General features: G+C 73.6%; 16 protein-coding genes. 6 read left to right on the top strand and 10 right to left on the bottom strand.

Annotation, left to right across the window (positions count from 1 at the left end; translation table 11 throughout):
* Positions 1-96 precede the first annotated feature (96 nt).
* Positions 97-882, top strand: a complete 786-nt coding sequence (locus tag FBY24_RS10030; RefSeq protein ID WP_142160259.1) for an ATP-binding cassette domain-containing protein — start codon at positions 97-99, stop codon at positions 880-882.
* 1,923 nt (positions 883-2,805) lie between these two features.
* Positions 2,806-3,123, top strand: coding sequence for a transposase (locus FBY24_RS19775; protein ID WP_142160258.1), 318 nt, complete (start codon positions 2,806-2,808; stop codon positions 3,121-3,123).
* On the opposite strand, the gene FBY24_RS10020 is transcribed toward FBY24_RS19775, so the two are convergent.
* The 8 genes from FBY24_RS10020 to FBY24_RS09985 all read right to left on the bottom strand — a co-directional run bounded on the left by FBY24_RS10020 (position 3,053) and on the right by FBY24_RS09985 (position 13,643).
* Positions 3,053-3,985, bottom strand: a complete 933-nt coding sequence (locus FBY24_RS10020; protein WP_142160256.1) for a diguanylate cyclase domain-containing protein — start codon at positions 3,983-3,985, stop codon at positions 3,053-3,055. The two genes, FBY24_RS19775 and FBY24_RS10020, sit on opposite strands and share 71 nt — an antisense overlap.
* Positions 3,986-4,108: 123 nt before the next feature.
* The gene (locus tag FBY24_RS10015) at positions 4,109-4,543 is read right to left on the bottom strand and encodes a DUF4870 domain-containing protein (protein ID WP_160158482.1); all 435 of its coding nucleotides are present in this window, start codon (positions 4,541-4,543) and stop codon (positions 4,109-4,111) included.
* A gap of 22 nt (positions 4,544-4,565) precedes the next feature.
* Positions 4,566-6,575 (bottom strand): cellulose binding domain-containing protein, encoded by a 2,010-nt coding sequence (locus FBY24_RS10010; RefSeq protein WP_142160252.1) that lies wholly within the window; start codon positions 6,573-6,575, stop codon positions 4,566-4,568.
* A gap of 93 nt (positions 6,576-6,668) precedes the next feature.
* Positions 6,669-8,072, bottom strand: coding sequence for an endo-1,4-beta-xylanase (locus FBY24_RS10005; RefSeq protein ID WP_142160249.1), 1,404 nt, complete (start codon positions 8,070-8,072; stop codon positions 6,669-6,671).
* 283 nt (positions 8,073-8,355) lie between these two features.
* Positions 8,356-9,903, bottom strand: coding sequence for a rhamnulokinase family protein (locus FBY24_RS10000; RefSeq protein ID WP_255432329.1), 1,548 nt, complete (start codon positions 9,901-9,903; stop codon positions 8,356-8,358).
* A gap of 22 nt (positions 9,904-9,925) precedes the next feature.
* On the bottom strand, positions 9,926-12,001 hold the full coding sequence (locus tag FBY24_RS09995; RefSeq protein ID WP_142160247.1) for a bifunctional aldolase/short-chain dehydrogenase: 2,076 nt from the start codon (positions 11,999-12,001) through the stop codon (positions 9,926-9,928).
* A 5-nt stretch (positions 12,002-12,006) separates the two neighbouring features.
* A complete protein-coding gene (gene rhaI / locus FBY24_RS09990; protein ID WP_142160245.1) occupies positions 12,007-13,212 on the bottom strand; it encodes an L-rhamnose isomerase in 1,206 nt (401 codons plus the stop codon).
* The gene (locus tag FBY24_RS09985) at positions 13,209-13,643 is read right to left on the bottom strand and encodes an L-rhamnose mutarotase (protein ID WP_142160242.1); all 435 of its coding nucleotides are present in this window, start codon (positions 13,641-13,643) and stop codon (positions 13,209-13,211) included. The genes rhaI and FBY24_RS09985 overlap by 4 nt, the downstream gene beginning before the upstream one ends.
* 206 nt (positions 13,644-13,849) lie before the next feature.
* Here FBY24_RS09985 and FBY24_RS09980 point away from each other — a divergent pair, with 206 nt between their 5' ends.
* Positions 13,850-14,893: a LacI family DNA-binding transcriptional regulator gene (locus tag FBY24_RS09980; RefSeq protein ID WP_142160240.1), complete on the top strand. Its 1,044-nt coding sequence runs from the start codon at positions 13,850-13,852 to the stop codon at positions 14,891-14,893.
* Positions 14,894-14,986: 93 nt separating this feature from the next.
* Positions 14,987-16,105 (top strand): Gfo/Idh/MocA family protein, encoded by a 1,119-nt coding sequence (locus FBY24_RS09975; RefSeq protein ID WP_142160238.1) that lies wholly within the window; start codon positions 14,987-14,989, stop codon positions 16,103-16,105.
* Between the two features lie 191 nt (positions 16,106-16,296).
* On the opposite strand, the gene FBY24_RS09970 is transcribed toward FBY24_RS09975, so the two are convergent.
* Together FBY24_RS09970 and gnpA are read right to left on the bottom strand one after the other, a co-directional pair.
* A complete protein-coding gene (locus tag FBY24_RS09970; protein ID WP_142160236.1) occupies positions 16,297-18,591 on the bottom strand; it encodes a glycoside hydrolase family 3 N-terminal domain-containing protein in 2,295 nt (764 codons plus the stop codon).
* 84 nt (positions 18,592-18,675) lie between these two features.
* The gene (gene gnpA / locus FBY24_RS09965; protein WP_160158481.1) at positions 18,676-20,844 is read right to left on the bottom strand and encodes a 1,3-beta-galactosyl-N-acetylhexosamine phosphorylase; all 2,169 of its coding nucleotides are present in this window, start codon (positions 20,842-20,844) and stop codon (positions 18,676-18,678) included.
* A 215-nt stretch (positions 20,845-21,059) separates the two neighbouring features.
* On the opposite strand from gnpA, the gene FBY24_RS09960 reads away from it, so the two are divergent.
* Entirely contained in the window at positions 21,060-21,383 is a 324-nt protein-coding gene (locus FBY24_RS09960; protein WP_142160232.1) for a hypothetical protein, read from the top strand.
* Positions 21,384-21,459: 76 nt separating this feature from the next.
* The gene (locus FBY24_RS09955; RefSeq protein ID WP_142160230.1) at positions 21,460-23,181 is read left to right on the top strand and encodes a bifunctional 3'-5' exonuclease/DNA polymerase; all 1,722 of its coding nucleotides are present in this window, start codon (positions 21,460-21,462) and stop codon (positions 23,179-23,181) included.
* The last annotated feature ends 24 nt before the right edge of the window (positions 23,182-23,205 follow it).

Below are 23,205 nucleotides of genomic sequence, written 5' to 3'. Positions count from 1 at the left end.
GTCGCCGATGCCGGGATCCCCCGGGCCGCGTCGTACGTTGGGGACCAGGAGCGGCCGCACCGGCCGCGCACGCCGACCCACGAGAGCAGCCACCGCATGAGCAGCACCCCCGCCGTCCTCCAGGCCACCGACGTCTGGGCGGGCTACGGCGGCCCGCCCGTGCTCGCGGGCGTCGACCTCACGCTGCGCCCCGGCGACGCCGTCGGGCTGGTCGGACGCTCCGGCGTCGGCAAGTCCACGCTCGTCGAGGTGCTCGGCGGCGGGCTGCGCCCCGGCCGCGGGCACGTGACCTTCGCCGGCATCCCCGTCGGACGCACGCCGATGCGCCACCGCAAGGCCCTGCGGGCGCGGCTGCGCACCGTCCACCAGAACGGCCTGGCGGGCATCGACCCCGACCGCAGCGTCGAGCAGACCATGAACGACGCGTTCGGCGAGGCCCGCAAGGCCGGCCGGTCCACCAACCACGACGTCGAGGCCGCGCTCGGCGTCGTCGGCCTGCCCGTGCGCTTCGTGACGCGCCGCGTCGGGTCGCTGTCCGGGGGCGAGCGGCAGCGCGTCGCCATCGCCCGCGCCCTGGCCGCCCGCCCCGACCTGCTGCTGCTCGACGAGCCGCTGACCGCCGTCGACGCCGGCATGCGCGACGAGGTCGTCGCCGACATCCGCGCGCTCGTGCACGCCGAGGGCATCGGGCTGCTCGTCGCCTCGCACGACCTGCGGCTGCTCGACCGGCTCACCACCCACGTGCACGTGCTCGCCGACGGCACGCTCGTCGAGAGCGGCCCGCTGCGCGACGTGCTGCGCGACCCGCAGCACGCGCACACGCGCGAGCTCGCCGAGGCCCTGCCCGACGCCGTCGCCGGGTCCCGCGCCCTCGATGCCTAGGTGTTGCGCCTCATGAGGTTGGTGACGCCGGGCGGGGTGTGACGGAGTGGTAGGCCCTGGCGGCAGGATGGAAGTGCGACCCACCGTCAAGTTGCACGAAAGACCTACCCACGATCGGGTTCTTCCACCGCGCCAAAGCCTTCTTCGCCACCCACGGCATCAGTCGGATCGTGCGGCACGCGCAGCGGCGACCAACTCAGGTCGGCGCCGCTGCCACCTCGATCGCGAGGGACTCCCGCGCTCCCGACTCCCACGCGCAGTCCGCTAGCTGAGCGATCATCCAGCCGACAGCGTCGAAGGACCACTCCGGCAAGGAGCCACGCAACTTCACCTCATGGTCACCGGCGCCGAGCCACATCTCGTCTCGCACAGCAGTGGCACGCTGGCTTGTCTCACCCTCCTGCGCCCGGCCGTGAAGCTGGAAGTCGCCCGTCTCCCGGCTTTGGAACACGTCGAGAACTTCGTGCCATCTCTGAGTCGCGAACGGCTCCCCGCCGCTATCCAGGGAGCAGACTACTGAGCACGCGCCCACTCCCACTGGAAACCACGCCAGGCTGGCGGCCAAGGCGAACGCTGCACTTGCGTGTCGGTCCAGTGGAAGCAGTGCCCGGACGGCCTGCAGCTCTAGCCGGCCCAGCCGTGCGGTCACGGCGCCGGCGCACTCGACGAGGGCCTGAGTCGGCAGGGGTCGCGTCGGGGGGCTCTCCGCAAGCACGCTGACCTGAAACCACGCCACCGGCCCTGGTGTTTCATCAAGGCCAGATGGGCTCGCGTCGGAAGGAACCCAACGACTATGCGCCGCGTCGTGCCCGTTGGGCTCATTGAGTGACAAGCCGATCGCCTTCGATGCCAACAGTCCGTGCGGCTCGAGAGGATGCCCTTGGGCATTGTCTGGGAAGATTTTCAGGTCTCCGTAGACGTCTATAAAGGCCGACCCGTCACCCAATCTCATGTGCACTCCTGCCGAACGGTGAACTGCATAATTGGCTCGATCGTCCATTCCAAGGATCGCACGCGACCCTTGGAACGGACGATCCTGACCTACTGGCCCAGGTGGGATGCTCTTAGTTGCAGGGGAACGAGGCCTCGGGGTGGTAGTACTTGTCCGGAAGATCGGGGATGCCGACCACGTCGACGTCAACCCACGCGCGGAAACTGTGTGCGCTACCGCTAGTGCACGCATATCGGGAGGTGGAGCGGTTGGCGGACCCGCCGCCCGAGTACACGGTCTTAACTCCTCGCGAGCCGACGTCGACCCACAGGCCGATCGAATTCTTCTTCTGCAACTGTGTCGTAACGACAGCCTTTATGTCTTTAGTGCAGTTGACATTTATCCACCATCCATGAACAGACAAAGTTGCTGGCGGCGTGCTCGAGTAGTGAATGGAGTCGATGGCATTATTGAACTGACAGGAAGCTTGAATCGTAGAGCCCCCTGCCTGTGTCGGCCTGGCAAACTCTGTCCACGTATAGGTGCCGTCTTCCACAGAAGCCAACTGCAGTTCAGGCTGAACGAGCAGGTCTTCCAGTCCTTTGTCAAGTTCAGAGGTGGACGCCGGAGATGCTCCGAAGAAAATGAAGCAAGCAACGGCGGCTATGCGGCTGGGACGTATCGAAGTCTATACATGCGCAACTCTCCCTCATTGAGGCAATTGAGGCCTTGGCCGTCAGATCGACGCTCGCTGTCACAGTACACGACTGATAGCAGTCAGCGGGACGCGTGCACCCATGACAACTCTGCCGGTACGTGTCTCTCGTATGCGACGGCCGGCGACGAAGGCGAGGCGAAGGACTCGCTCGTCGGGCAGGTCGATTCCCGGATGCCCCACTGCCCTCGGGCGCGGTTGCCGAGGTTGTGTCTGACGATGGTTCGGCTCGGGATCGGGGACGCTGGCCTGATGTCGCGGTATCGGGTGCTCACGGATGCTCAGTGGGTCGTTGATCGAGGAGTTGCTGCCGCAGCGCACGGGTCGGCGGGGTCGGCCGTTCTCGGACGCGCGAGTGATGATCCACGGCATCGTCTACCGGTATCGGTGCAGGATCGCCTGGCGTGACCTGCCGCCGGTGTTCGGCCCTCCTGGCACCGGAGGATGGTCGGGCGACCGCGCACCAGGCCAGATGCTGTACATGCCGAGCGGGCGCTGCGCGAGCACGCAGGCAACGAGTGCGCTCAGGATGCTCGGGGTGGTAGACCGCGCGGGGCATGCGGCGTCGAGCGCAGCCCGCGCTCGACCTCCATGAGCAGCAGGTCGGGGTCGGCCCACCCGGCGAGCGACGCCGACGTGGCCGCCCGGACCCGCGGGCCCAGGCCCGCGCACGCCTCGACGGCCCGGTCCCGCAGCACCGCCGTCAGCTCGGCCGCCCGGTCGTCGTACACCGCCGGCAGCAGCACGAGCACCGCGAACGCGTCGCCGTCGAGCCGCGCGACCACCGAGCCGTCCGGCATCGTGCCCCGCAGGCGCGCGGCCACCGCGCGCAGCACCTCGTCGCCCGCGGCGAACCCCGCCGACGCGTTGAGGTCGGCCATCGCGACCACGTCCAGCCCCACGAGCAGCAGGCGCCGCCGCGTCCCCGCGACCGCCTCGGCCGCCCAGCGCGTCGTCGTCGCCAGCAGGTGGGACCGCGTCAGCAGGCCCGTCAGCGGGTCGCGCGCCGCCCGGTCCGCGAGCGCCGCCGTCAGGGCGGACACCAGGTCGGCGGTGCTGGCGGCCGACCACGACGGGCCCGGCACCAGCACGTCGTCGTGCCGGCGGGCCGCGTCCCGGGCCATCGCCGTGCGGGCGGCGTCGACCACCGTCGTCGACGGGTCCAGCACGAGCGCGTCCCAGTCCGCGACCTGCCCGACCTCGCGGCGCGTCATCACGGCCCGGCCGTACCCGAGGCGCCCGGTCATCACCTCGGTGTACCGGTGCCGGGTGAGCAGCCCGACCCGGCCCTGCGCGGCGTCGTGCACCGCGACCGCGTCCAGCCGCGGCGCGCGGAACAGCATCTCGACGTCGCTCATCGCGTCCTGCGCCCGCACCACCTGGACCGGCGCGGCGACCTCCCGCAGGAGGGTGGGGGCGACCGGGGTCACCGGCGCGGTGGGCATCGACGTGGTCACGGTGCCATCGTCGACCCGCTCACCCGGACGCCCGTCCGGCTCGTGACGGTCGCGGCCGAGCGTTCGCGAAGAGTTCACCGACCGGCGGCCGGGTCGTCACCTCACCCGTCGCAGCGCAGCCGGTCAGCGCAGCAGCGGCAGGGCCAGCGGCACCGCGACGAGGCGGCCCGTCGACGCGCGCGCCGCGCCGAGCACGCACAGCACGGCGTTGTAGACCAGCAGCCCCAGGGCCGTGAGGATCACGAGCCCGAACGGCAGGAATGAGGCGCCCTCGACCGCGCCGCTCGCCAGCACCACCACGTGCACGGTGATCAGCACGGTGACGTACAGCAGTAGGCTCAGCTGCCAGTTCGCCGCCCGCCGGACCACCTCCGCACCCGTCGGCGTCAGCCGCTCGCGCGCGGCCGAGCGGTACACCAGCACCGCGGCGACCGCGACGACGTTGCTGATCACCGGGATGCACAGCAGCGTCACGAGCCCGCACCACCAGGCGGGCGCCCCGTCGAGGGGGCCCGGGTCGGCGGGGGCGGCGGGACGGTCGGCGTCGTCGTGGCTCACGACCGACCATCCCACCACGCCCTCACGGCGTCGTCAGGTCGAACCTCTCGACCGTGACCGCGCCGCCCAGGGACTGGGTCGCGTAGTTGAACACGCCGTAGCGGTAGCCGAGGAAGAACTGCCACTGGTTCTTCAGCGTGAAGCCCGGGCCGAGCCGCGTGAACGTCCGGCCGTCGGTGCTGTACGAGAACAGCGCCTGCCGGCCCGCCCCGGGGCGGATGTCGGCCGTGGCCCGCAGCCAGACCTTCGTGCCGGGCAGGTCGACGCCCGCGACCTCCGCGCCCGTCGACGTGGTCTGCCAGGAGCTGTTCATCTCCATGCCGCTGGCCATGACGACGCGCAGCCGGCCGCCGTCGTTCTTCACCCCCACCCACGCCGAGGAGTCCCGCAGCATGGCCAGCCCCGCGCGGTCGCCGGGCCGCATCTGGGACACGTCGATCTCGATCGTGGCCGTGGACTGCGGGCCGACCGTGCGGTGGGTGAGGGTGTTGCGGGCCCGGTACAGGTCGGTGGTCACGGTCGCCGTCTGCAGGCGCAGGCCGTCGCCGGTGGTGAACCGGGTCGTGTCGGGGTCGTGGTTCCACTCCCACCGGTGCGAGAGGGTCGGCGTGCTGAACGTGTCGGGGCCGACCATCGGCGTCACCTGGCGCGGCGCCGGCGGCAGGTCCGCCGCGGGGTACTGGGTGGCCCAGCGCCCGCCCACCGTGGTGACCTGCGGCCAGCCGTCCGCGGTCCAGGTGATGGGGGCGATGACGGGTACGCGCCCGCCGGGGTACGCGTCGACGAAGGCCTGGTAGTACCAGTCGCCCTTCTGCGTCTGCACGAGCCCGCCCTGGTGCGGCACGCCGCCGCCGCTGATGGGCCCGGGCAGGTCGAGCAGCACCTGGCGCACCGTGTACGGGCCGAACGGGCCGTTCGTCGAGCGCAGCACGTACTGCCCGTTCGCCGGGCGGGTCAGCCAGATGTAGTAGCTGCCGTCCTTCTTGTACATCCGCGCGCCCTCGAGCGTGCCGATGCTCGACGGCGTCTGGAAGACCTGCTGGTTGCGGACCTCCCGCGTGCCGTCCGCGGAGAGCTGGGCCACCGAGATGCTCGTGTTGCCGTACGCCACGTACATCGTGTCGTCGGTGTCGACCAGGGCGCCGGCGTCGTAGTAGCACCGGTCGATCGTCGTGTGCCGCTGCCACGTGTCGCCGACCTGGCGGGCCCGGTACACGTACGTCCGGCCGTCGATGCAGCCGCCCCAGTAGAACGTCTGGTTGCTGGGCCGGTACGTGAAGAACGACGCCCAGATGCCCTTGACGTACGCGGTGCCGCCGGTCATGTCGTACCGGTCGCCGAAGTCCAGCGTCGGCACCGAGTGCCCCGCGACCTCCCAGGTCGCCAGGTCGTACGAGCGCAGCACGGGCGCCCCGGGCGAGAGGTGGAAGCTCGACGCGGACGAGTAGTAGGTGTCGCCGACCCGGACGATGTCGAGGTCGGGGTAGTCCTGCCAGACCAGCGGGTTGTTCAGGGGCGGGCGCCCGGCCGTGGGGGTGGGCGTCGGCGTGGACGTCGGGCGCGGCGTGGACGTGGGGGTGGGCGTGGCGGTCGGCGTCGGGGTGGCCGTCGGGCCGACGGAGCCGGTGCACGCGGTCCCGTTGAGCCGGAACGCGGTGGGGGCCGGGTTCGCGCCCGCCCACGTGCCGTTGAACCCGATCTGGGCCCGCCCGCCCGTCGGGAGGTTGGCGTTCCACGCGGCGTTCGACGCGCTCACCTGGCTCCCCGTCTGCGTGAGGCTCGCGTTCCAGTGCTGCGTGACGGTCTGCCCCGCCGGGAAGGACCACTCCAGGGTCCACCGGGTGAGCGGGTCACCGAGGTTGGTGACGGCGACCTCGGCGCCGAAACCCCCGGACCACTGCGACGTCACGGTGTAGCTGACGGCGCACCCGGCGGCGGCCTGGGCCGCGGGCGGCGCGACGAGGCCCACGGCCCCGAGCGCGAGCGCCGCGGTGACGAGGCCCGCGAGGGGGCGACGACGACGGTTCGGCATGGACGTTCCTTCCGAGCGGACGGACGAGCGGTGGGGCGCGCCCCGCGCCGGCCTGAGGCGGGGCCGGCGCGGGGTGCGGGACGGGAGCGCCGGTCAGCAGGCGACGCCGTTGAGCGTGAACGCCGTGGGCGCGGGGTTGGCCCCGGAGAACCCGCCGTTGAAGCCGATCTCCACGGTGCCGCCGGTGGGCACGGTGCCGTTGTACGAGGCGTTGCGGATCGTCACCTGGTTGCCCGTCTGGGTGGCCGTGCCGTTCCACGCCTGCTGCACGGTCTGGTTGCCGGGGAACGTGAACGCCAGCGTCCAGGAGCTGACGGCCGGGCCGCGGTTGGTGATGCGGACGTTCGCCGTGAACCCGCCGCCCCACTGGGACGGCACCGAGTACACGACCTGGCAGGCCCCGGTGCCGGACGTCGGCGTGGGGGTCGGGGTCGGGGTCGGCGTGCGGGTGGGCGTCGGCGTCGGCGTCGGCGTCGGCGAGGGGCTCGCCGCGTTGAGGGCGTCGAGCACGGCGGTGTACGCGGCCTTCTTGTTGCCGGACGCGTCGAACAGCAGCGGGTTCGCACCCGTGCGCCAGGAGTCCGAGTCGCGCACGCCCCACACGGTGATGCCCGTGCAGCGGCTCACGGCCAGGCACGCCTGCGTGACCTGCCGGTAGGCGTTGGCCTGGTTGGAGCCCTGCTCGATGTCGAGCTCGGTGATCTGCACGTCGACGCCCAGGTCGGCGAACCGCTGCAGGTTCGCGCGGTAGTCGCCGGGGATCGTGGTGCCGAAGTGCGACTGGAAGCCGACGCAGTCGATCGGCACGCCGCGGGCCTTGAAGTCGCGGACCATCGAGTAGACGCCCGTGGACTTCGGGTTGATCGAGTCGATGTTGTAGTCGTTGTAGCAGAGCTTGGCGCCCGGGTCGGCGGCGCGGGCGGCGCGGAACGCGGCCTCGATCCAGTCGTTGCCGGTGCGCTGCAGGTTCGAGTCGCGGCGCCCGCCGGAGGAGCCGTCGGCGAAGGCCTCGTTCACCACGTCCCAGGCGTAGATCTTGCCCCGGTAGTGCGAGGCGACCTGGGTGACGTGGTTGAGCAGCGCGCTGCGCAGCGCGCTGCCGGACATGCCCTGCATCCAGGACGGCTGCTGCGCGTGCCACGCGAGGGTGTGGCCGCGCACCTGCTTGCCGCGGCTCTGGGCGTAGCTGACGAGCCGGTCGCCGGCGGTGAAGCTGAACTGGTTCTGCCGGGGCTCGGTGGCGTCCATCTTCATCTCGTTCTCGGCCACGACCGAGCTGAACTCCCGGTCGACGATCGCCATGTAGGCCGTGTCGTTCATCCGGCCCCCGGCGATCGCGGCACCGAAGTACCGGCCGGTCTGCGCGGCCGCGGCACCGAGCGTGCTCGCGGCGGCCTGCGCCGGCAGCGCGGCGAGCACCCCGGTGAACGTCATGGCGGCGACGGCGACCGTGGCGACGAGGGTCGCCCGCCGTCCTCTGCGCACTGGGTTCTGCATGTCCACCCTCTCGACGGCCACCCGTCGCACGGCGGGTGGGGCGGCGTCGGGTCGGGGAGGGGCCCGGGCACAGGCGTGCGCGCCCCGGGACGGGGTGCGGGCACGCTGCGCGGGACGTCCGGCGCGGCGTCGGCGCGCGGTCGTCGTCGACCGGCGGCGACGCCGGGCTGGTGCGGGAACCGCTCCGATCCGGCGATGTGTACGTTCACACTCGCACAGCACGGCGGCGCCGCGAAGGCCCGTCGAGGCCCAGAATCGTTTAGCCGTGCGCGTCGACCGCGTGTCAGCGCACGAGGGCGACCGACCCAACCCCGTCGCCCGCCAGGCGCTGCTCGGCCGCGCGCCACCGCGCCTCGGCCTGCGGGTCCGGCTCGTACCGGACCAGGTCCAGGCCCCGCGCCCCGACCGCGCGCAGGGCCGCGAGGTCGCCGTCGAGCGTGCCCGCGGCCCGGGCCTGGACCAGCACGTTGCCCAGCGCGGCACCCTCCACGGGGCCGGCCACGACCGGCAGCCCGGTCGCGTCCGCCGTGAGCCGGCACAGCAGCGTGTTGCGCACCCCGCCGCCGACCAGGTGGACGACGCGCACGTCGCGGTCGGCCAGCGCGGCGGCCTGCCGGACAGCCCGCCGGTACGCCAGCGCGAGGGAGTCGAGGATGCACCGCACCGTCTCGGCCTGCGACTGCGGGGGCGTCTGCCCCGTGGCGGCCGCGGCGGCGGCGATGCGGGCCGGCATGTCCCCCGGCGGCAGGAACGCAGGGTCGTCGAGGTCGACCACCGTCGTCAGGCCGGGGACGCGGGCGGCCGCCGCCAGCAGGTCGGGCAGCTGCGCCGGCAGCCCGGCCTCGTGCCACGTGCGCAGCGCCTCCGAGAGCACCCACAGGCCCATGACGTTCTTCAGGTACCGGACCGTGCCGTCGACACCGGCCTCGTTGGTGAAGTTCGCCGCCCGCGACTCCTCCGAGAGCACCGGCGCGGGCAGCTCCAGGCCGACCAGCGACCACGTGCCGCACGAGACGTACGCGAAGTCCTCGCCCTGCGCGGGCACGGCGACGACCGCCGACGCCGTGTCGTGCGAGCCGACCGTCCACACCGGCAGCGGGGCGTGGTGCCCGAGATCGGCCGCGAGCGCGGGGCGCACGTGCCCGAGCAGGCGCCCGGGGTCCCGCAGCGGCGGCAGCAGGGCGGCGTCGACGCCCAGCCGCCCGGCCAGGTCCGTCGCCCACGTGCGGGTGGTGGCGTCGAGCAGCCCGGTGGTCGACGCGTTGGTGACCTCCGCGACCTGCTCCCCGGTGAGCCACGCCCCCAGCAGGTCGGGCACCAGCAGCAGGCGGCGCGCGGCCGCGAGCTGGGCCTCCCCCTGCGCCGCGACCAGCTGGAACACGGTGTTGAAGGGCTGCACCTGCAGACCCGTGCGCGCGTAGAGCTCGGCGGCCGGGACGGTCGCGAACACCCGCTCGGGCACCCCGGCGGTCCGGGCGTCGCGGTAGTGCACGGGGTCGCCCAGCAGGGCGCCGTCCGCGTCGAGCAGCCCGTGGTCGACGGCCCAGGAGTCGACGCCCACGCCGGCCAGCGTCCCGGCCTCGCGCGTCGCGGCGCGCAGACCGTCGAGCACGCCGCGCCACAGCGCCAGCACGTCCCAGTGCAGCCGGGTGCCCCCGTCGGGCCCGCCGCGCGGCACCGCGACGGGCCCGTTGCCGAACCGCGTGACCTCGTGCAGGTCGACCCGCGCCCCGTCCGTGCCGGCGTCGAGCACGCGCCCGACGATGACGCGCCCGCTGGACGCGCCCAGGTCGACGGCCGCGAAGGCCGGCACGGGCGGGGTGGTGGTCACGAGGTCCTCCTGGGTGGGGGCGTCAGCGCAGGAACGCCGCGGCGACGCCGGAGTCGACGGGCACGTGCAGGCCGGTGGTCTGCACGAGGTCGGGGCCGGTGAGCGCGACGACGGCGGCCGCGACGTGCTCGGGCAGCACCTCCTTCTTCAGCAGGGTGCGCTGCGCGTAGTACTCGCCGAGCTTCTCCTCGGGCACGCCGTAGGTGGCGGCGCGCTGGGCGCCCCAGCCGGCGGCGAAGATCCCCGAGCCGCGCACCACGCCGTCGGGGTTGACCCCGTTGACGCGGATGCCGTGCTCGCCGAGCTCGGCGGCCAGCAGCCGCACCTGGTGCGCCTGGTCGGCCTTCGTCGCCGAGTACGCGATGTTGTTGGGCCCGGCGAAGAGGGAGTTCTTCGACGCGATGTAGACGACGTCGCCGCCCATGCCCTGCGCGATCATCGCCCGGGCGGCCTCGCGGGCCACGAGGAACGAGCCGCGGGCCATCACGTCGTGCTGCAGGTCCCAGTCCCGTGCCGTGGTCTCCAGCAGGGGCTTGGAGATCGACAGGCCGGCGTTGTTGACGACCAGGTCGACGCCGCCGAACGCCAGGCACGTGGCGCGGACGAGGTCGGCGACGGCGTCCTCGTCGGTGACGTCGGCACGCACGGCGACGGCCACGTCGGGCCCGCCGAGCTCGGCGGCGACCTGCTCGGCGCCCTCGAGGTTGACGTCGGCGACCACGACGCAGGCGCCCTCGGCCGCCAGCCGCTGCGCGATCGCCCGGCCGATGCCCGACCCGGCTCCCGTGACGAGCGCGACCCGCGTGGCCAGGGGCTTGGGTGCGGGCATCCGCGCGAGCTTGGCCTCCTCCAGCGCCCAGTACTCGATGCGGAACTTCTCGGCCTCGTCGATCGGCGCGTACGTGCTGATCGCCTCGGCGCCGCGCATGACGTTGATCGCGTTGACGTAGAACTCGCCGGCCACGCGCGCGGTCTGCTTGTCCTTGCCGAACGAGAACATGCCGACGCCGGGCACGAGCACCACCGCGGGGTCGGCACCGCGCATCGCGGGGCTGCCCGGGGTCGCGTGCCGCGCGTAGTACGCGGCGTAGTCCTCCCGGTACGCGGCGTGCAGCTGGCGCAGGCGGGCGACGACGTCGTCGAGCGGGGCGTCCGCCGGCAGGTCCACGACGAGGGGCTGCACCTTGGTCCGCAGGAAGTGGTCGGGGCAGGACGTGCCGAGCGCCGCGAGGTGGCCGAGCTTCTCGCGGGCGAGCAGGTCGAGCACCACGTCGGAGTCGGTCAGGTGCCCCACCTGCGGGCGGTCCGTCGACGCCAGGCCGCGGACCACCGGGGCGAGCGCGGCCGCACGGGCCCGCCGCTCGGCCTCCGGCAGCGCCTCGTACCCGGGCCGCACCGCCCCGAACGGGTGGCGGCCCTGCGCGGCCAGGGCCGCCGTGCGGTCGGCGATGAACGCCTCCGCGGTCCGGACGATCTCCAGCGAGCGGGCCTCGGCCTCGTCGGAGGTCTCGCCCCACGCGGTGATGCCGTGCCCACCGAGCACGCACCCGATCGCCTGCGGGTTCTTCTCCTTGACCTGCGCGATGTCGAGCCCGAGCTGGAAGCCGGGCCGCCGCCACGGCACCCACACCACCCGGTCGCCGAAGACCTCGGCCGTCAGCGCCTCGCCGTCGGCCGCGGTCGCGAGCGCGATGCCCGCGTCGGGGTGCAGGTGGTCCACGTGCGCCGCGTCGACGAGGCCGTGCATGGCCGTGTCGATCGACGGCGCCGCACCCCCGCGCCCGTGCAGGCAGTAGTCGAACGCGGCCACCATCTCGTCCTCGCGGTCCACGCCCGGGTAGACGTCCACGAGGGAGCGCAGGCGGTCCAGGCGCAGCACGGCCAGGTTCTTCTCCGTGAGCGTGCCCAGGTCCCCGCCCGAGCCCTTGACCCACAGGAGCTCCACGTCGCGCCCCGTGACCGGGTCGGTCGCGGTCCCCTTGGCGGACGTGTTGCCCCCGGCGTAGTTCGTCACGCGCGGGTCGGAGCCCAGGCGGTTGGACCGGGCGATCAGCTGCTCGGCAGGCGTCGACGGGCTGGAGCTAGTCGGCGTCGTCATGGTCTCTAGGCTCCCCATCCGGCCTGCGCGCCGCCCACGCGCCCGGCCACGATCGTGTCGGCGTAGCCGCTGCGCGCGTACGCGCCCAGCGGGTCGGGGTCGAGCCCCTGCTGCTCGCGCAGGCGCGCCAGCAGCGGACGGACATCGGTCGCGTACGCGTCCATCAGCAGGCCGTTGGCCCCGAGGACGTCACCGGACTGCTGGGCCGCCAGCAGCGCGTCGGGGTCGACGAGCAGGGCCTTCGCCGTGGCCTCCTGCACGTTCATCACCGACCGGATCTGCCCGGGGATCTTCGGCTCGATGTTGTGGCACTGGTCGAGCATGAAGTTCACGCCCGAGTCGGGCGCCAGGGCCTCGGACTGCACGATCTCGTGCATGATCCGGAACAGCTGGAACGGGTCGGCCGCACCGACCATGAGGTCGTCGTCGGCGTAGAACCGGCTGTTGAAGTCGAACGCCCCCAGGCGCCCCACGCGCAGGAGCTGGGCCACGATGAACTCGATGTTCGTGTTGGGCGCGTGGTGGCCCGTGTCGAGCACGACCATCGCGCGGTCCCCGAGCGCGAGGCAGTGCAGCAGCGAGGTGCCCCAGTCGGGCACGTCCATCGTGTAGAAGTACGGCTCGAAGAACTTGTACTCCAGGATCAGCCGGTGGTCCGGGTCGGCAGCGGTCAGGGCCGCGTAGATCTGCTGGAGCGAGTCGGCCAGGCGGTCCTGCCGGGCGCGGATCGAGTCCTGCCCGGGGTAGTTGAGCCCGTCCGGCAGCCAGATCTTCAGGTCGTGCGAGCCGGTGGCGCCCATGACGTCGATGCACTCGAGGTGGTGCGCGACCGCCTTCTTGCGGACCGCGGCGTCGGGGTGCGTGAGGGAGCCGAGCATGTACTCGTCGTCCTGGAACAGGTTCGAGTTGATGCCGCCGATGCTCACGCCGAGGTCGCGGGCGTGGGCGGACAGGGCGTCGTAGTCGTCGACCTTGTCCCACGGGATGTGCAGGGAGACGCGGGGGGCGACGCCGGTGAACCGGTGCACCTGGGCGGCGTCGGCGATCTTCTCGAAGGGGTCGCGCGGCACGCCGGCCTGCCCGAACACCTTGAACCGGGTGCCGGAGTTCCCGAACGCCCAGGACGGCAGCTCGATGGTCTGCTGGGCGAGCGCGGCCAGCGCCCGCTCCTCCCGCGTGCCGGCGTCCTGCCCGGCGGGTGTCTGGCTCATGCGTGCTCCTGGTGGTCGTGCGGGTGCCGTGCGGCGGGGGTCGGGGGCGCCGCCGCGACGACGTCGGCGTCGGTCGGGGCGGCGGGGGCGGTCGGCAGGCCCGCGGCGGCGAGCTGGGCCTCGAGGTGGAAGACCTCCTCGACGACGACGAAGCCCTCGTCGGGGTTGCCGTCGTCGACGAAGAACGCGCTCATCTCGGCCTGCCAGCGGGCGTTCACGGCGGTCGCGGCCATGGCGGCCTGCGCGGCGGCGAGGTCGGGGGTCTCGACGAAGCCGACGAGCTGCCCGTCCGGGGTGAGGTACAGGTGGTAGTCCCGCCAGCCGCTGTCCCGCAGCGCCTCGAGCATCTCCGGCCACACGGCGGCGTGCCGGCGGCGGTACTCGTCGAGGCGGTCGGGGCGCACACGCGAGACGAAGCACACGCGGGTCATCGTCGACCTCAGCTTTCGTCCATGAAACGATTCATGATCACTGTAGGGAGCAGCCGGACGCCGTGTCAACGAGGCGGCGCCGCTGCCGGATCGCGCTTTCCGCCATCATGGCACCCGACGCCGTGGCGCGTGGCGCCGCCCCCGGCGCGGTCTGGCTACGATCACGAGGTCCGCGCGCGACGGGCGCGGACGAAGGAGGACGGTCGATGGCGACGCAGCAGAACGGCCGCGCACGCAGGCCGTCGATCACCGACGTCGCCAAGCGCGCCGGCGTCTCGGTCGGCACGGTGTCCAACGTGCTCAACCGGCCCGACCAGGTCACGCCCGCCACCCGCGAGCGCGTGCAGGCCGCGATCGAGGAGATGAGCTTCGTCCGCAACGCGTCGGCCCGCCAGCTGCGCGCCGGCACGATCCGCACCGTCGGCGCGATCGTGCTCGACATCGCGAACCCGTTCTTCACCGAGGTCGCGCGCGGCATCGAGGACCGGCTCGCGCCCGACGAGTACACGCTGATGCTGTCGTCGTCGGACGAGGACCCGGAGCGCGAGGCCCGCTACCTGCGCCTGTACGAGGAGCACGGCGTGCAGGGCGTCCTGGTGACGCCGTCGCAGGGCTCGCTCGACGTGATCCTCGCGATGCGCGACCGCGGCGTGGGCGTGGTGCTGCTCGACGCGACGAGCGAGGTCGAGGACGTCTCCAGCGTCGGCGTCGACGACGTGCGCGGCGGTCAGCTCGCCGTGGAGCACCTGCTCGCCCTGGGCCACGAGCGGCTGGCGTTCGTCAACGGCCCCGACACCATCCGTCAGTGCGTGGACCGTCGGGCCGGCGTGGTCGCGGCGCTCGTCGCGGCCGGGCGGGACCCGCAGGACGTGCTCACCGAGGTCGCGGTCGGCTCGCTCAACGCCGACGCGGGCGAGCAGGCCATGAACGAGATCCTCGCGATGGACGCCGACCGCCGGCCGACCGCGACGTTCTGCGTCAACGACCTCACCGCGCTGGGGGCGCTGCGGGCGCTGCGCCGCGCCGAGGTGCCCGTGCCCGCGTCGATGGCGGTGGTCGGGTACGACGACGTCGCGATCGCGCCGATGCTCACGGTGCCGCTGACGAGCGTGCACCAGCCGACGCACACCCTGGGGTGGACCGCGGCGGACCTGCTGCTGCGCGAGGCGGCGGCGGGCGACGGCGCCGAGCACCAGCGGGTGCTGTTCCAGCCCGAGCTCGTCGTGCGCGCGAGCACCGTCGGCTACTGAGCCCGACGCGGCCCTGCACGACGATGGGAAGCGCTTGCCGAGTGTCGTAGGCTGTCCGCGACCGGCAACCAGCGAGCGCGAGGGAGCGTCGTCGTGAGCCACCAGGACGGGCAGCAGCAGGACCCGGGACGGGCGCCGCTGCGCGCCGCGATCGTCGGCACGGGTGCGGTCGCGCACCTGCACGCGCAGGCGGTCGAGGCCGACCCGCGCATCGAGCTCGTCGCGGTGTCGAACCGCAGCGAGTCCCGGCGCACCGAGTTCGCCGACCGGTACGGCGTGCCGGGCCGCTACGCCACGCACACCGAGCTGCTCGCCGCCGAGCGCCTCGACCTCGTCATCCTGTGCACGCCGCCCGACCTGCACCGCCAGCAGACCCTCGACGCGTACGCCGCGGGCGTGCACGTGCTGTGCGAGAAGCCGCCGGCCCTGTCGCTGGCCGAGCTGGACGACATGCAGCAGGCCGCCGACGCCGCCGGGCTCGCGTTCGCGATCGTGTTCCAGCAACGCACCGGCACCGCCGCGGCGCACGTCAAGCACCTGCTCGACTCGGGTGCCCTGGGGCGGCCGCTGCTCGCCCAGTGCCAGACGCTGTGGCTGCGCGGCGACGACTACTACGCGGTCGACTGGCGCGGCACGTGGGACGGCGAGGGCGGCGGCACGACGCTCGGCCACGGCATCCACCAGATGGACCTGCTCGCGCACCTGCTCGGCGACTGGGCCGAGGTCGACGCCCGGCTGTGGCGCGTCGCGCGGGACATCGAGATGGAGGACGTGTCGACCGCCGTGGTGCGGTTCGCGAACGGCGTGGTCGCGCAGGCCGTGTCGAGCGTCCTCAGCCCGCGGGAGGCCTCGGTCGTGCGCATCGACTGCGAGCTGGCGACCGTCGAGGTGGAGCACCTGTACGGCCACGCCGGCCCGAACTGGCGGATCACCCCGGCCCGCGGGGTGCCCGAGGAGGTCGCCGCCGGCTGGGCGTTCCCGGCCGAGGACGAGCCGAGCGGCCACGAGCCCCTCGTGCGGGCCGTCGTCGACGCCCTGTGGGCCGGCGAGCCGATGCCGGACCTGGTGACGCACGCCCGCCGCCCCCTGGAGCTGGTCACGGCGATCTACGCGTCGGCCACGTACGGCAAGCCGGTCACCCCGGCGGACCTCGACGGCGACGAGCGCTTCCGCACGTCCCTGGAGGCGACGATCACCGACATCCGCCCCTGACCCGGCGGCCCCTCCCCCACCCCGCCGACCCCGTCATCCATGGCGCCAGCGTCCTCCGGGGCGCCAGCGATGACGGGGTCGGCGTCATGATGACGGGGTCGGCGTCATGGCCAGATCGCCGACCCCGTCGTCCGTGGTGCCGCCGGGTGCGGAGGCGGCAGGGATGACGGGGTCGGCGAGGGGCCGACACGTCAGGGAAGGACCGTGAAGGGGGTGCGCAGCAGGTCCGCGTCCCGGGAGGAGCGGCCCACCAGGAGCTCGAAGTCGCCCGGCTCGACGACGCGGCGCTCGTGGGCGTCGACGATCGTGCACGCCGACACCGGCACCGCGACGTCGACGACGACGGAGCCGCCGGCCGGCACGTCGACGTGCACGAACGACTTGAGCTCCTTGTCCGTCCAGGTCGCGGACGTGACGAGGTCGCTGATGTAGACCTGCACGACCTCGTGGGACGGCCGCACACCGGTGTTCGTCAGCGTGACGCGCCCCCGGACGGTGCCGTCGGCCGTCAGCTGCGTCCGGTCGAGCGTCAGGCCCGAGTACTCGACCGTCGAGTACGTCAGCCCCTCGCCGAACGCGAACGCCGGGTCCTGCGTGAGGTCGGCGTACCGGGCGCCGTGCTGCCCGCGGACCTGGTTGTAGTACACCGGCTGCTGGCCCACGTGCCGGGCGAACGTCAGCGGCAGGCGCCCGGCGGGCTCGACCAGCCCGAGCAGCAGCTCGGCGATCGCCCGGCCGCCGCGCATGCCCGGGTTAGCGGCCCACACGATCGCGTCCGCGTCGAGCGCCGACTGCGGCAGCACCAGCGGCTTGGACGCGATGAGCACCACCGTCATGGGCGTCCCGGTCGCGGCCAGCGCATCGAGGAGGGCGACCTGCCCGCCGACGAGCTCGAGCGTCGCGGTGGAGCGGGTCTCCCCCATCAGACCGATGGTGTCGCCGACGACCGCCACGACGTGGTCGGAGCCGCGCGCGGCGGCGACGGCCTCGGCGATCATCGCCGCGTCGGGCTCGGCCGCGTGCAGGATCGGCATGCGCGGCTGCCCGTCGGGGTGGAACTCGCCCTCCGGGTCGGGACCGAGCTCGCCGATCTCGGCGCCCTTCGCGTACGCGACCGTCCAGCCCGCCGGTGCGAGCGCACGCAGGCCGTCGAGCACGGTCTCGGTCATCTCGCGCGGGTGGCCCTCCTCGCGCATCCAGTCGACCTGGCCGGAGCGGCCGGCCCAGTCGCCGAGCTGGGCGTCGACGTCGTCCGCGTTGGGCCCGACCACGGCGATGGTGCGCGGCTCGGGGTCGCCGGCGGGGCCGGTCGCCCGGCCGTCGGCGCCCGCGACGAGGTCGCCGCCGAGCGGCAGCACGCCGGAGTTGCGCAGCAGCACCAGGCTCTTGCGCGTGACCTGCAGGTTGATCTCCTGGTGCGCGGCGGAGCCGATGACCTCGGCCTGCCGCGCCGGGTCGGGGCGGCGCGGGTCCTCGAAGAGGCCGAGCTCGAACTTCACGGTGAGGATGCGCGCGACGGCCGCGTCGAGCTGGGACTCGTCGAGGAGCCCGTCGGCGACGGCCTTCTGCGCGCCCTCGAAGAACCCGGGCGTCGTCATGACCATGTCGTTGCCGGCGGCGACGGCGCGCGCGGCGGCGTGCGCGTGGTCGGGGGCGATCTTCTGCTCCCAGATCATGCGGCCGACGTTGTCCCAGTCGGTGATGAGGGTGCCCGTCCAGCCCCACTCGCCGCGCAGGACCTCCTTGAGCAGCCACTCGTTGACGACGATCGGGACGCCGTCGGTGGACTGGTACCCGATCATGAAGGTGCGCGCCCCGGCGCGGGCGACGCGCTCGAACGGCGGCAGGAACCACGAGCGCAGCTTGCGGCGCGAGATGTCGGCCTCGGAGGCGTCGCGCCCGCCCTGCGTCTCGGAGTACCCGGCGAAGTGCTTGGCGCAGGCGAGGATCGCGGTGGGGTCGTCGAGGCCGTCGCCCTGGTAGCCGCGCACCATGGCCGCGGCGAGCTCGCCGAGCAGGTACGGGTCCTCGCCGAAGGTCTCGGTGACGCGGCCCCAGCGCAGGTCGCGCGTGATGCAGACGACGGGCGAGAACGTCCAGTGCAGGCCGGTGGACGCGACCTCGACCGCGGTGACGCGGGCCATCTGCTCGGCCGCGGCCGGGTCCCACGACGACGCGGCGCCGAGCTGCGTGGGGAAGATCGTCGCGCCGCGCCAGAACGAGTAGCCGTGGATGGCGTCGTCGGCGATGAGCAGCGGGATCTTCAGGCGCGTGCGCTCCACGGCGTCGAGGGCCTCGAGCACGCGCTGCGGCGAGGCGTGCAGGATCGACCCGACGTGGATGTCCTCCACGAGGTCGTCCACGCCCGGCTGGGCGTCGAGCTGGAGCATCTGCCCGACCTTCTCGGGCAGGGTCATGCGGGCGATCAGGTCGCCGACGCGCTCGGGGACGGGCAGCGTCGGGTCCTGGTACGGGAGCGTTTCCACGGAAGTCCTCTTCGACGTTCGCAACGATTCGACCGGTCCGGCCACGCTACCGGACCGGTCCCGCCGCGCACGACCCCGCGGGGCTCAGGCAGGCAGCTCGTGCAGGGCCGCCGGCGCCAGGTCGAGGGTGGCCAGGGCGACCCCGTCCCGCAGCACCTGCACGGTCCGCGGCTCGAGGGTGTCGTTGCTGACCAGCACGACGCCGCCGATCTCGACGGCGGTCGCACCGGGGTCGGACGTCGTCAGGCCCGTGCGCTCCCGGCCGGACGCCCACCACAGCGCGTCCTCCAGGCGGCGTGCCGACGCGGGGCCGTGGCGGTGCCCGGACAGGTACACGGCCCGCCCCCGGCCGACCTGCGCGGCCGTCGCGACGGGCACCCCGTCGGCGGCCGCGAGCACGCGGACGTCGTCGCGCAGCACGTGCAGCCCGGTCAGCGGCGGCAGGTCGTCGGCCGCACCCGCCGCGGCGAGGACGGGGTGGTCCGGGTCGACCACGAACCGGCGGCGGGCGACCACGTGCCGGTCGCCGCCGTCCTGGTCGACGCCCAGCACCTCGGCCAGCTGGAAGCGGTGCAGCCGCCCCGGCACGTCGGCGGCCGAGGGCTGCTCGACGCCCAGCAGCCCACCCCCGCCGCGCACGAAGGTGGTGATCGCGGCGACCAGGCGCGGGTCGGCCCACACGCCCCCGCCCGACCACGCGGTGCCCTGCGGGCCGGCGTTGACGAGGACGTCGACGCCCGCGGGCACACCGTGCTCCGCGACCTCGTCGAGCCGGTGGAAGCCGACGTCGAACCCGAGCCCGGCGAGGGACTCCAGCACGTGCAGGAGCGACAGGTCGGGGTTCTCGTGCAGGTGGCCGGAGCACGTCCAGGAGCGCAGCGCGCCCCACGCGGTGAGCACGCCGACGCGCACGGGCGCCGTGACGGGACCGCCGGCCCGGTGCAGCGCGAGGATCCGCCGGTGCTGCTCGGCGATCTGCGCCACCTCGTCCTGGAAGTCGGCGAACGGCTCGACGAGCGAGAGGTACCCACCCAGGCCGATCCGGTCGATCCGCGCCCGCAGCAGCGCGCGGCGCAGCGTGACCCAGTAGCGGCGCAGGTCCGCGGTCGGGTCGGCGCCCTCGACCCCGGGCTGGAAGGTGGGCCGCCCCTCGAGGTCGACGGGGAACAGGTAGGGGTGCAGCCGCAGCTCGTGGACGGGCACGTCGACGCCGGCGCACAGCCGCGCCTCGTAGCCCGAGAACACCGCCTTGATGAGCCCGTCGAAGCCCATCTCGGCGAACCGGCCCGAGTAGGGCTCGAGGCCGATCCAGGAGTCGTCGTAGAAGACGTACGCCTTCTTGCCGTGCCGGTGGACGACGTCGACGCAGCGCCGGCCGAGGTCGCGGACGAAGTCGCCGACGAACGCGGTCCAGCGGCGGTAGACGTCCGACGGCGGGTTGTGCGTCGAGGTGTAGCGCCCCGCGTTGACGAAGTCCTCGGACGTGATCGTCAGACCCGTCTCCTCGCGGAACGCGCGCAGCGCCACGGGGTTGACGGTGAAGTCGTACGAGCCCCAGTCGGCGTACACGTGGGGCAGGTTCGCGTCCGAGCCCCAGAACCACGCGAAGTTGTAGAACAGCGACGTGAACCGCACCACGGTGGTGGCGGGGTGCTCGACGCACCACCGGTCGAGCCAGTCGAGGATGTGCTCGGCCACCTCGGGGTACCGGGGCTCGACGGCCATGAGGTGCTCGCGGTCGCCCCAGTCGTTGGTGACGTGGTTGTACATCGAGATCTCTTCCCAGACCCGCATGACCAGGAAGTTCACGGTGTAGGTGTGACCGGGCACCGTGCCGGTGACGGTGACGACGCCGTCCGCGAGGGTCCACCGCCCGGCGGGGACCTCGGTGCCGGCGGTGCGGTCGTGGACCTGCCAGAACTCCTCGACCCCGTCCCAGTCGTTGAGGACGAACTGGTCGGTGGAGTAGCCGTCGAGGAGCCGGATCTCGACGCGGTCGCCGTCGGCGGTGACGGGGCGGGACATGAGGAAGTTCTGCTGCATGAGCCGCGGGTGCGCCTTCGCCCAGGCGTTGTCCTCCCGGATGAGGCACAGGGTGGAGTAGATGCCGTGGCCGGAGCCCAGGATCTCGTCCGAGAGCTGCGTGCCGTCGGAGTCGCGGATGACGTCCGCGCCCCACCGCTGCGCCATCGCGAGCGTGAAGGCCTCGTGGCCCGCCTCGCCCGGCAGCGTGAACCCACCCGTGGTCGTCATCGAGCCCTCCCGCGTCATCCTTGACCGTGAATCGGTTCAACCCTACCGGAAAACGCCTTCCGCGCGGATCTCCCGTGACGCGAGGACCATCGGACGTATCTGGACGAGGCTTCGATGCTCCTGTCCGATCGGGGGGACCCGACCGGCGCGGCCCTGGGGAGGACGCCGCGCCGGTCGCTCCACCGATCATCCGACGGACGAGCGAGGTGGCACCGATGCCCAGTCGAACCCTGCCGGCGCTGACGGGGGCGTCCTGCGTCCTCCTGGCGACGGGCCGCACCCTGACCGCGACCCTGCACCTGGAGGACGACGCGCTCGTCGTCCACCTCATCGAGCCGGCCGGCCTCACGCGGCACGCCTGGCCGCAGACCGTCGTGCTGGACGCGATGCTCGAGCCGGGCGTCACGCAGGTCGTCGCCGACGTCGCCGTGCACGTCGACGAGACCACGGGCGACGTCCTCGTCACGCTCGACGGGGCTGACGGCGACGACGTGCTGGCGGTTCCCGCCGGGGCGGTCCGCAGCGCGCTGACGCACTGACGGCGCGCTGACGCACTCACGACGCGCGGACGGCGGTGCGGCCCGGCGCTGTGGGCGGCGGGGGCGAGCATGGGGCGTGCCCGCGTTCGTGCTGCTCGACCACGACGAGCACGCGCGCACCGTCACGCTGACCGACCTCGACGACGGCGCCTGCGTGCTCGGCACCCGCACGGTGCCGGCGGACGGGCTCCCGGCCGAGGTCGCGCGCGTCGAGGCGGGCGCCGCACCCGGCCCGGGCACGTCGGGCGGCGCACCGGTGCGCTGGGTCTGGGACGACACGCGGCGGCGCTACCCGCCGCTGCTCGCCGCGGGCGTGCGGGTCGAGCGGTGCCACGACCTGCGGCTGTGCCGGACCCTGCTGCGGCACGCGGTGGCGGCCGGCGGGTCGGCGCTGGCGGGGCAGCCGCGGGCCGCGTGGGAGGACCCGCCCGTCCCGGAACCCGCGCACGCCCCGTCCCTGTTCGACCTGCTGGACGAGGCGCCTGCCGCACCGACCCGCCAGGACGCGCACCCGGCGGGCTCCCCCGTCGACCTGCTCGCCGAGCTGCGCACCCAGCTCGACGCCGTCGCGGGGTCCACGGCGCCCGGACGGCTGCGCCTGCTGCTCGCCGCGGAGTCCGGCGGGGCTCTCGTGGCCGAGGAGATGCACCACGACGGGCTGCCCTGGGACCCGGCGGTGCACGACGCGCTCCTCACCGAGCTGCTGGGGCCGCGGCCGGCGGCGGGCCGGCCGCAGCGGCTGGAGGACCTCGCGGCGCAGGTGCGCGACGCCCTGGTGGCACCGCGGCTGAACCCGGACTCCCCGCCCGACCTGCTGCGCGCACTGCGCCTGCAGGGCTTCGACCTCGCCTCGACCAGCAAGTGGGAGATCGCCGCGCTCGACCACCCCGTGGTCGCACCGCTGCTGGAGTACAAGCGCCTGTCGCGGCTGCTGTCCGCGAACGGGTGGGCGTGGCTCGACGCGTGGGTCCACGACGGCCGGTTCCGGCCCACCTACGTCGTCGGCGGCGTGGTCACCGGCCGGTGGGCCACCGACGGCGGCGGGGCGCTCCAGCTGCCCGCCGCGCTGCGGGCCGCGGCCCGCGCCGACCCGGGCTGGCGCCTCGTCGTCGCCGACGCCGCCCAGCTCGAGCCGCGGGTGCTCGCGGCGATGTCCGGCGACGACGCGATGGCCGCCGCGGCCCGCGCGAGCGACCTGTACCAGGGCATCGCCGACGCGGGCATCGTGCCCACCCGCAAGGACGCCAAGTACGCGCTGCTCGGTGCGATCTACGGCGCGACGACCGGTGCGAGCGCGATGCTCATGCCCCGCCTGACGGCCGCGTACCCGCGGGCGGTCGCCCTCGTCGAGGAGGCCGCGCGCGCCGGCGAGCGCGGGGAGGTGGTCTCGACGTGGCTCGGGCGCTCGTCGCCGCCGGGCGCGCAGGCGCTGCTCGACGACCTCGCCGCCGCCCGGTCCGAGGGCGCCAGCGCGCAGGACGTGCGCGAGGCGCGGCGCCGGGCGCGCGACCGGGGCCGGTTCACCCGCAACTTCGTCGTGCAGGGCACCGCGGCGGAGTGGGCGCTGTGCTGGCTCGCGTCGTTGCGGCGGCGGCTGCACGCGCTGCCGGGGCGCCCGCACCTCGTGTACTTCCTGCACGACGAGGTCGTGGTCCACACGCCGCAGGAGGTCGCGGACGAGGTGGCCGACGCGGTGCGGGAGTCGGCGGCGGAGGCGGGCCGGCTGCTGTTCGGCGACCGGCCCGTGGAGTTCGCGCTGGACCTGGCGGTGGTCGGCTCGTACGCGGACGCGGGATGAGCGGCCCGGCGTGGCGGACCGGCG

Source organism: Cellulomonas sp. SLBN-39, assembly GCF_006715865.1.
In the GTDB taxonomy this organism is placed as follows: domain Bacteria; phylum Actinomycetota; class Actinomycetes; order Actinomycetales; family Cellulomonadaceae; genus Cellulomonas.
Note: the sequence above shows the minus strand (reverse complement) of the source record. Positions and strands in the feature narration are given on the sequence as shown.

What these genes read in the sequence shown, in the direction of transcription:
- FBY24_RS10030 (WP_142160259.1), top strand. Translation starts at nt 97, where the DNA reads ATGAGCAGCACCCCCGCCGTCCTCCAGGCCACCGACGTCTGGGCGGGC.
- FBY24_RS19775 (WP_142160258.1), top strand. Translation starts at nt 2,806, where the DNA reads ATGCTCAGTGGGTCGTTGATCGAGGAGTTGCTGCCGCAGCGCACGGGT.
- FBY24_RS10010 (WP_142160252.1), bottom strand. Translation starts at nt 6,575, where the DNA reads ATGCCGAACCGTCGTCGTCGCCCCCTCGCGGGCCTCGTCACCGCGGCG.
- FBY24_RS10005 (WP_142160249.1), bottom strand. Translation starts at nt 8,072, where the DNA reads ATGCAGAACCCAGTGCGCAGAGGACGGCGGGCGACCCTCGTCGCCACG.
- FBY24_RS09995 (WP_142160247.1), bottom strand. Translation starts at nt 12,001, where the DNA reads ATGACGACGCCGACTAGCTCCAGCCCGTCGACGCCTGCCGAGCAGCTG.
- rhaI (WP_142160245.1), bottom strand. Translation starts at nt 13,212, where the DNA reads ATGAGCCAGACACCCGCCGGGCAGGACGCCGGCACGCGGGAGGAGCGG.
- FBY24_RS09985 (WP_142160242.1), bottom strand. Translation starts at nt 13,643, where the DNA reads ATGACCCGCGTGTGCTTCGTCTCGCGTGTGCGCCCCGACCGCCTCGAC.
- FBY24_RS09980 (WP_142160240.1), top strand. Translation starts at nt 13,850, where the DNA reads ATGGCGACGCAGCAGAACGGCCGCGCACGCAGGCCGTCGATCACCGAC.
- gnpA (WP_160158481.1), bottom strand. Translation starts at nt 20,844, where the DNA reads ATGACGACCACGGGTGGGTTCACGCTGCCGGGCGAGGCGGGCCACGAG.
- FBY24_RS09960 (WP_142160232.1), top strand. Translation starts at nt 21,060, where the DNA reads ATGCCCAGTCGAACCCTGCCGGCGCTGACGGGGGCGTCCTGCGTCCTC.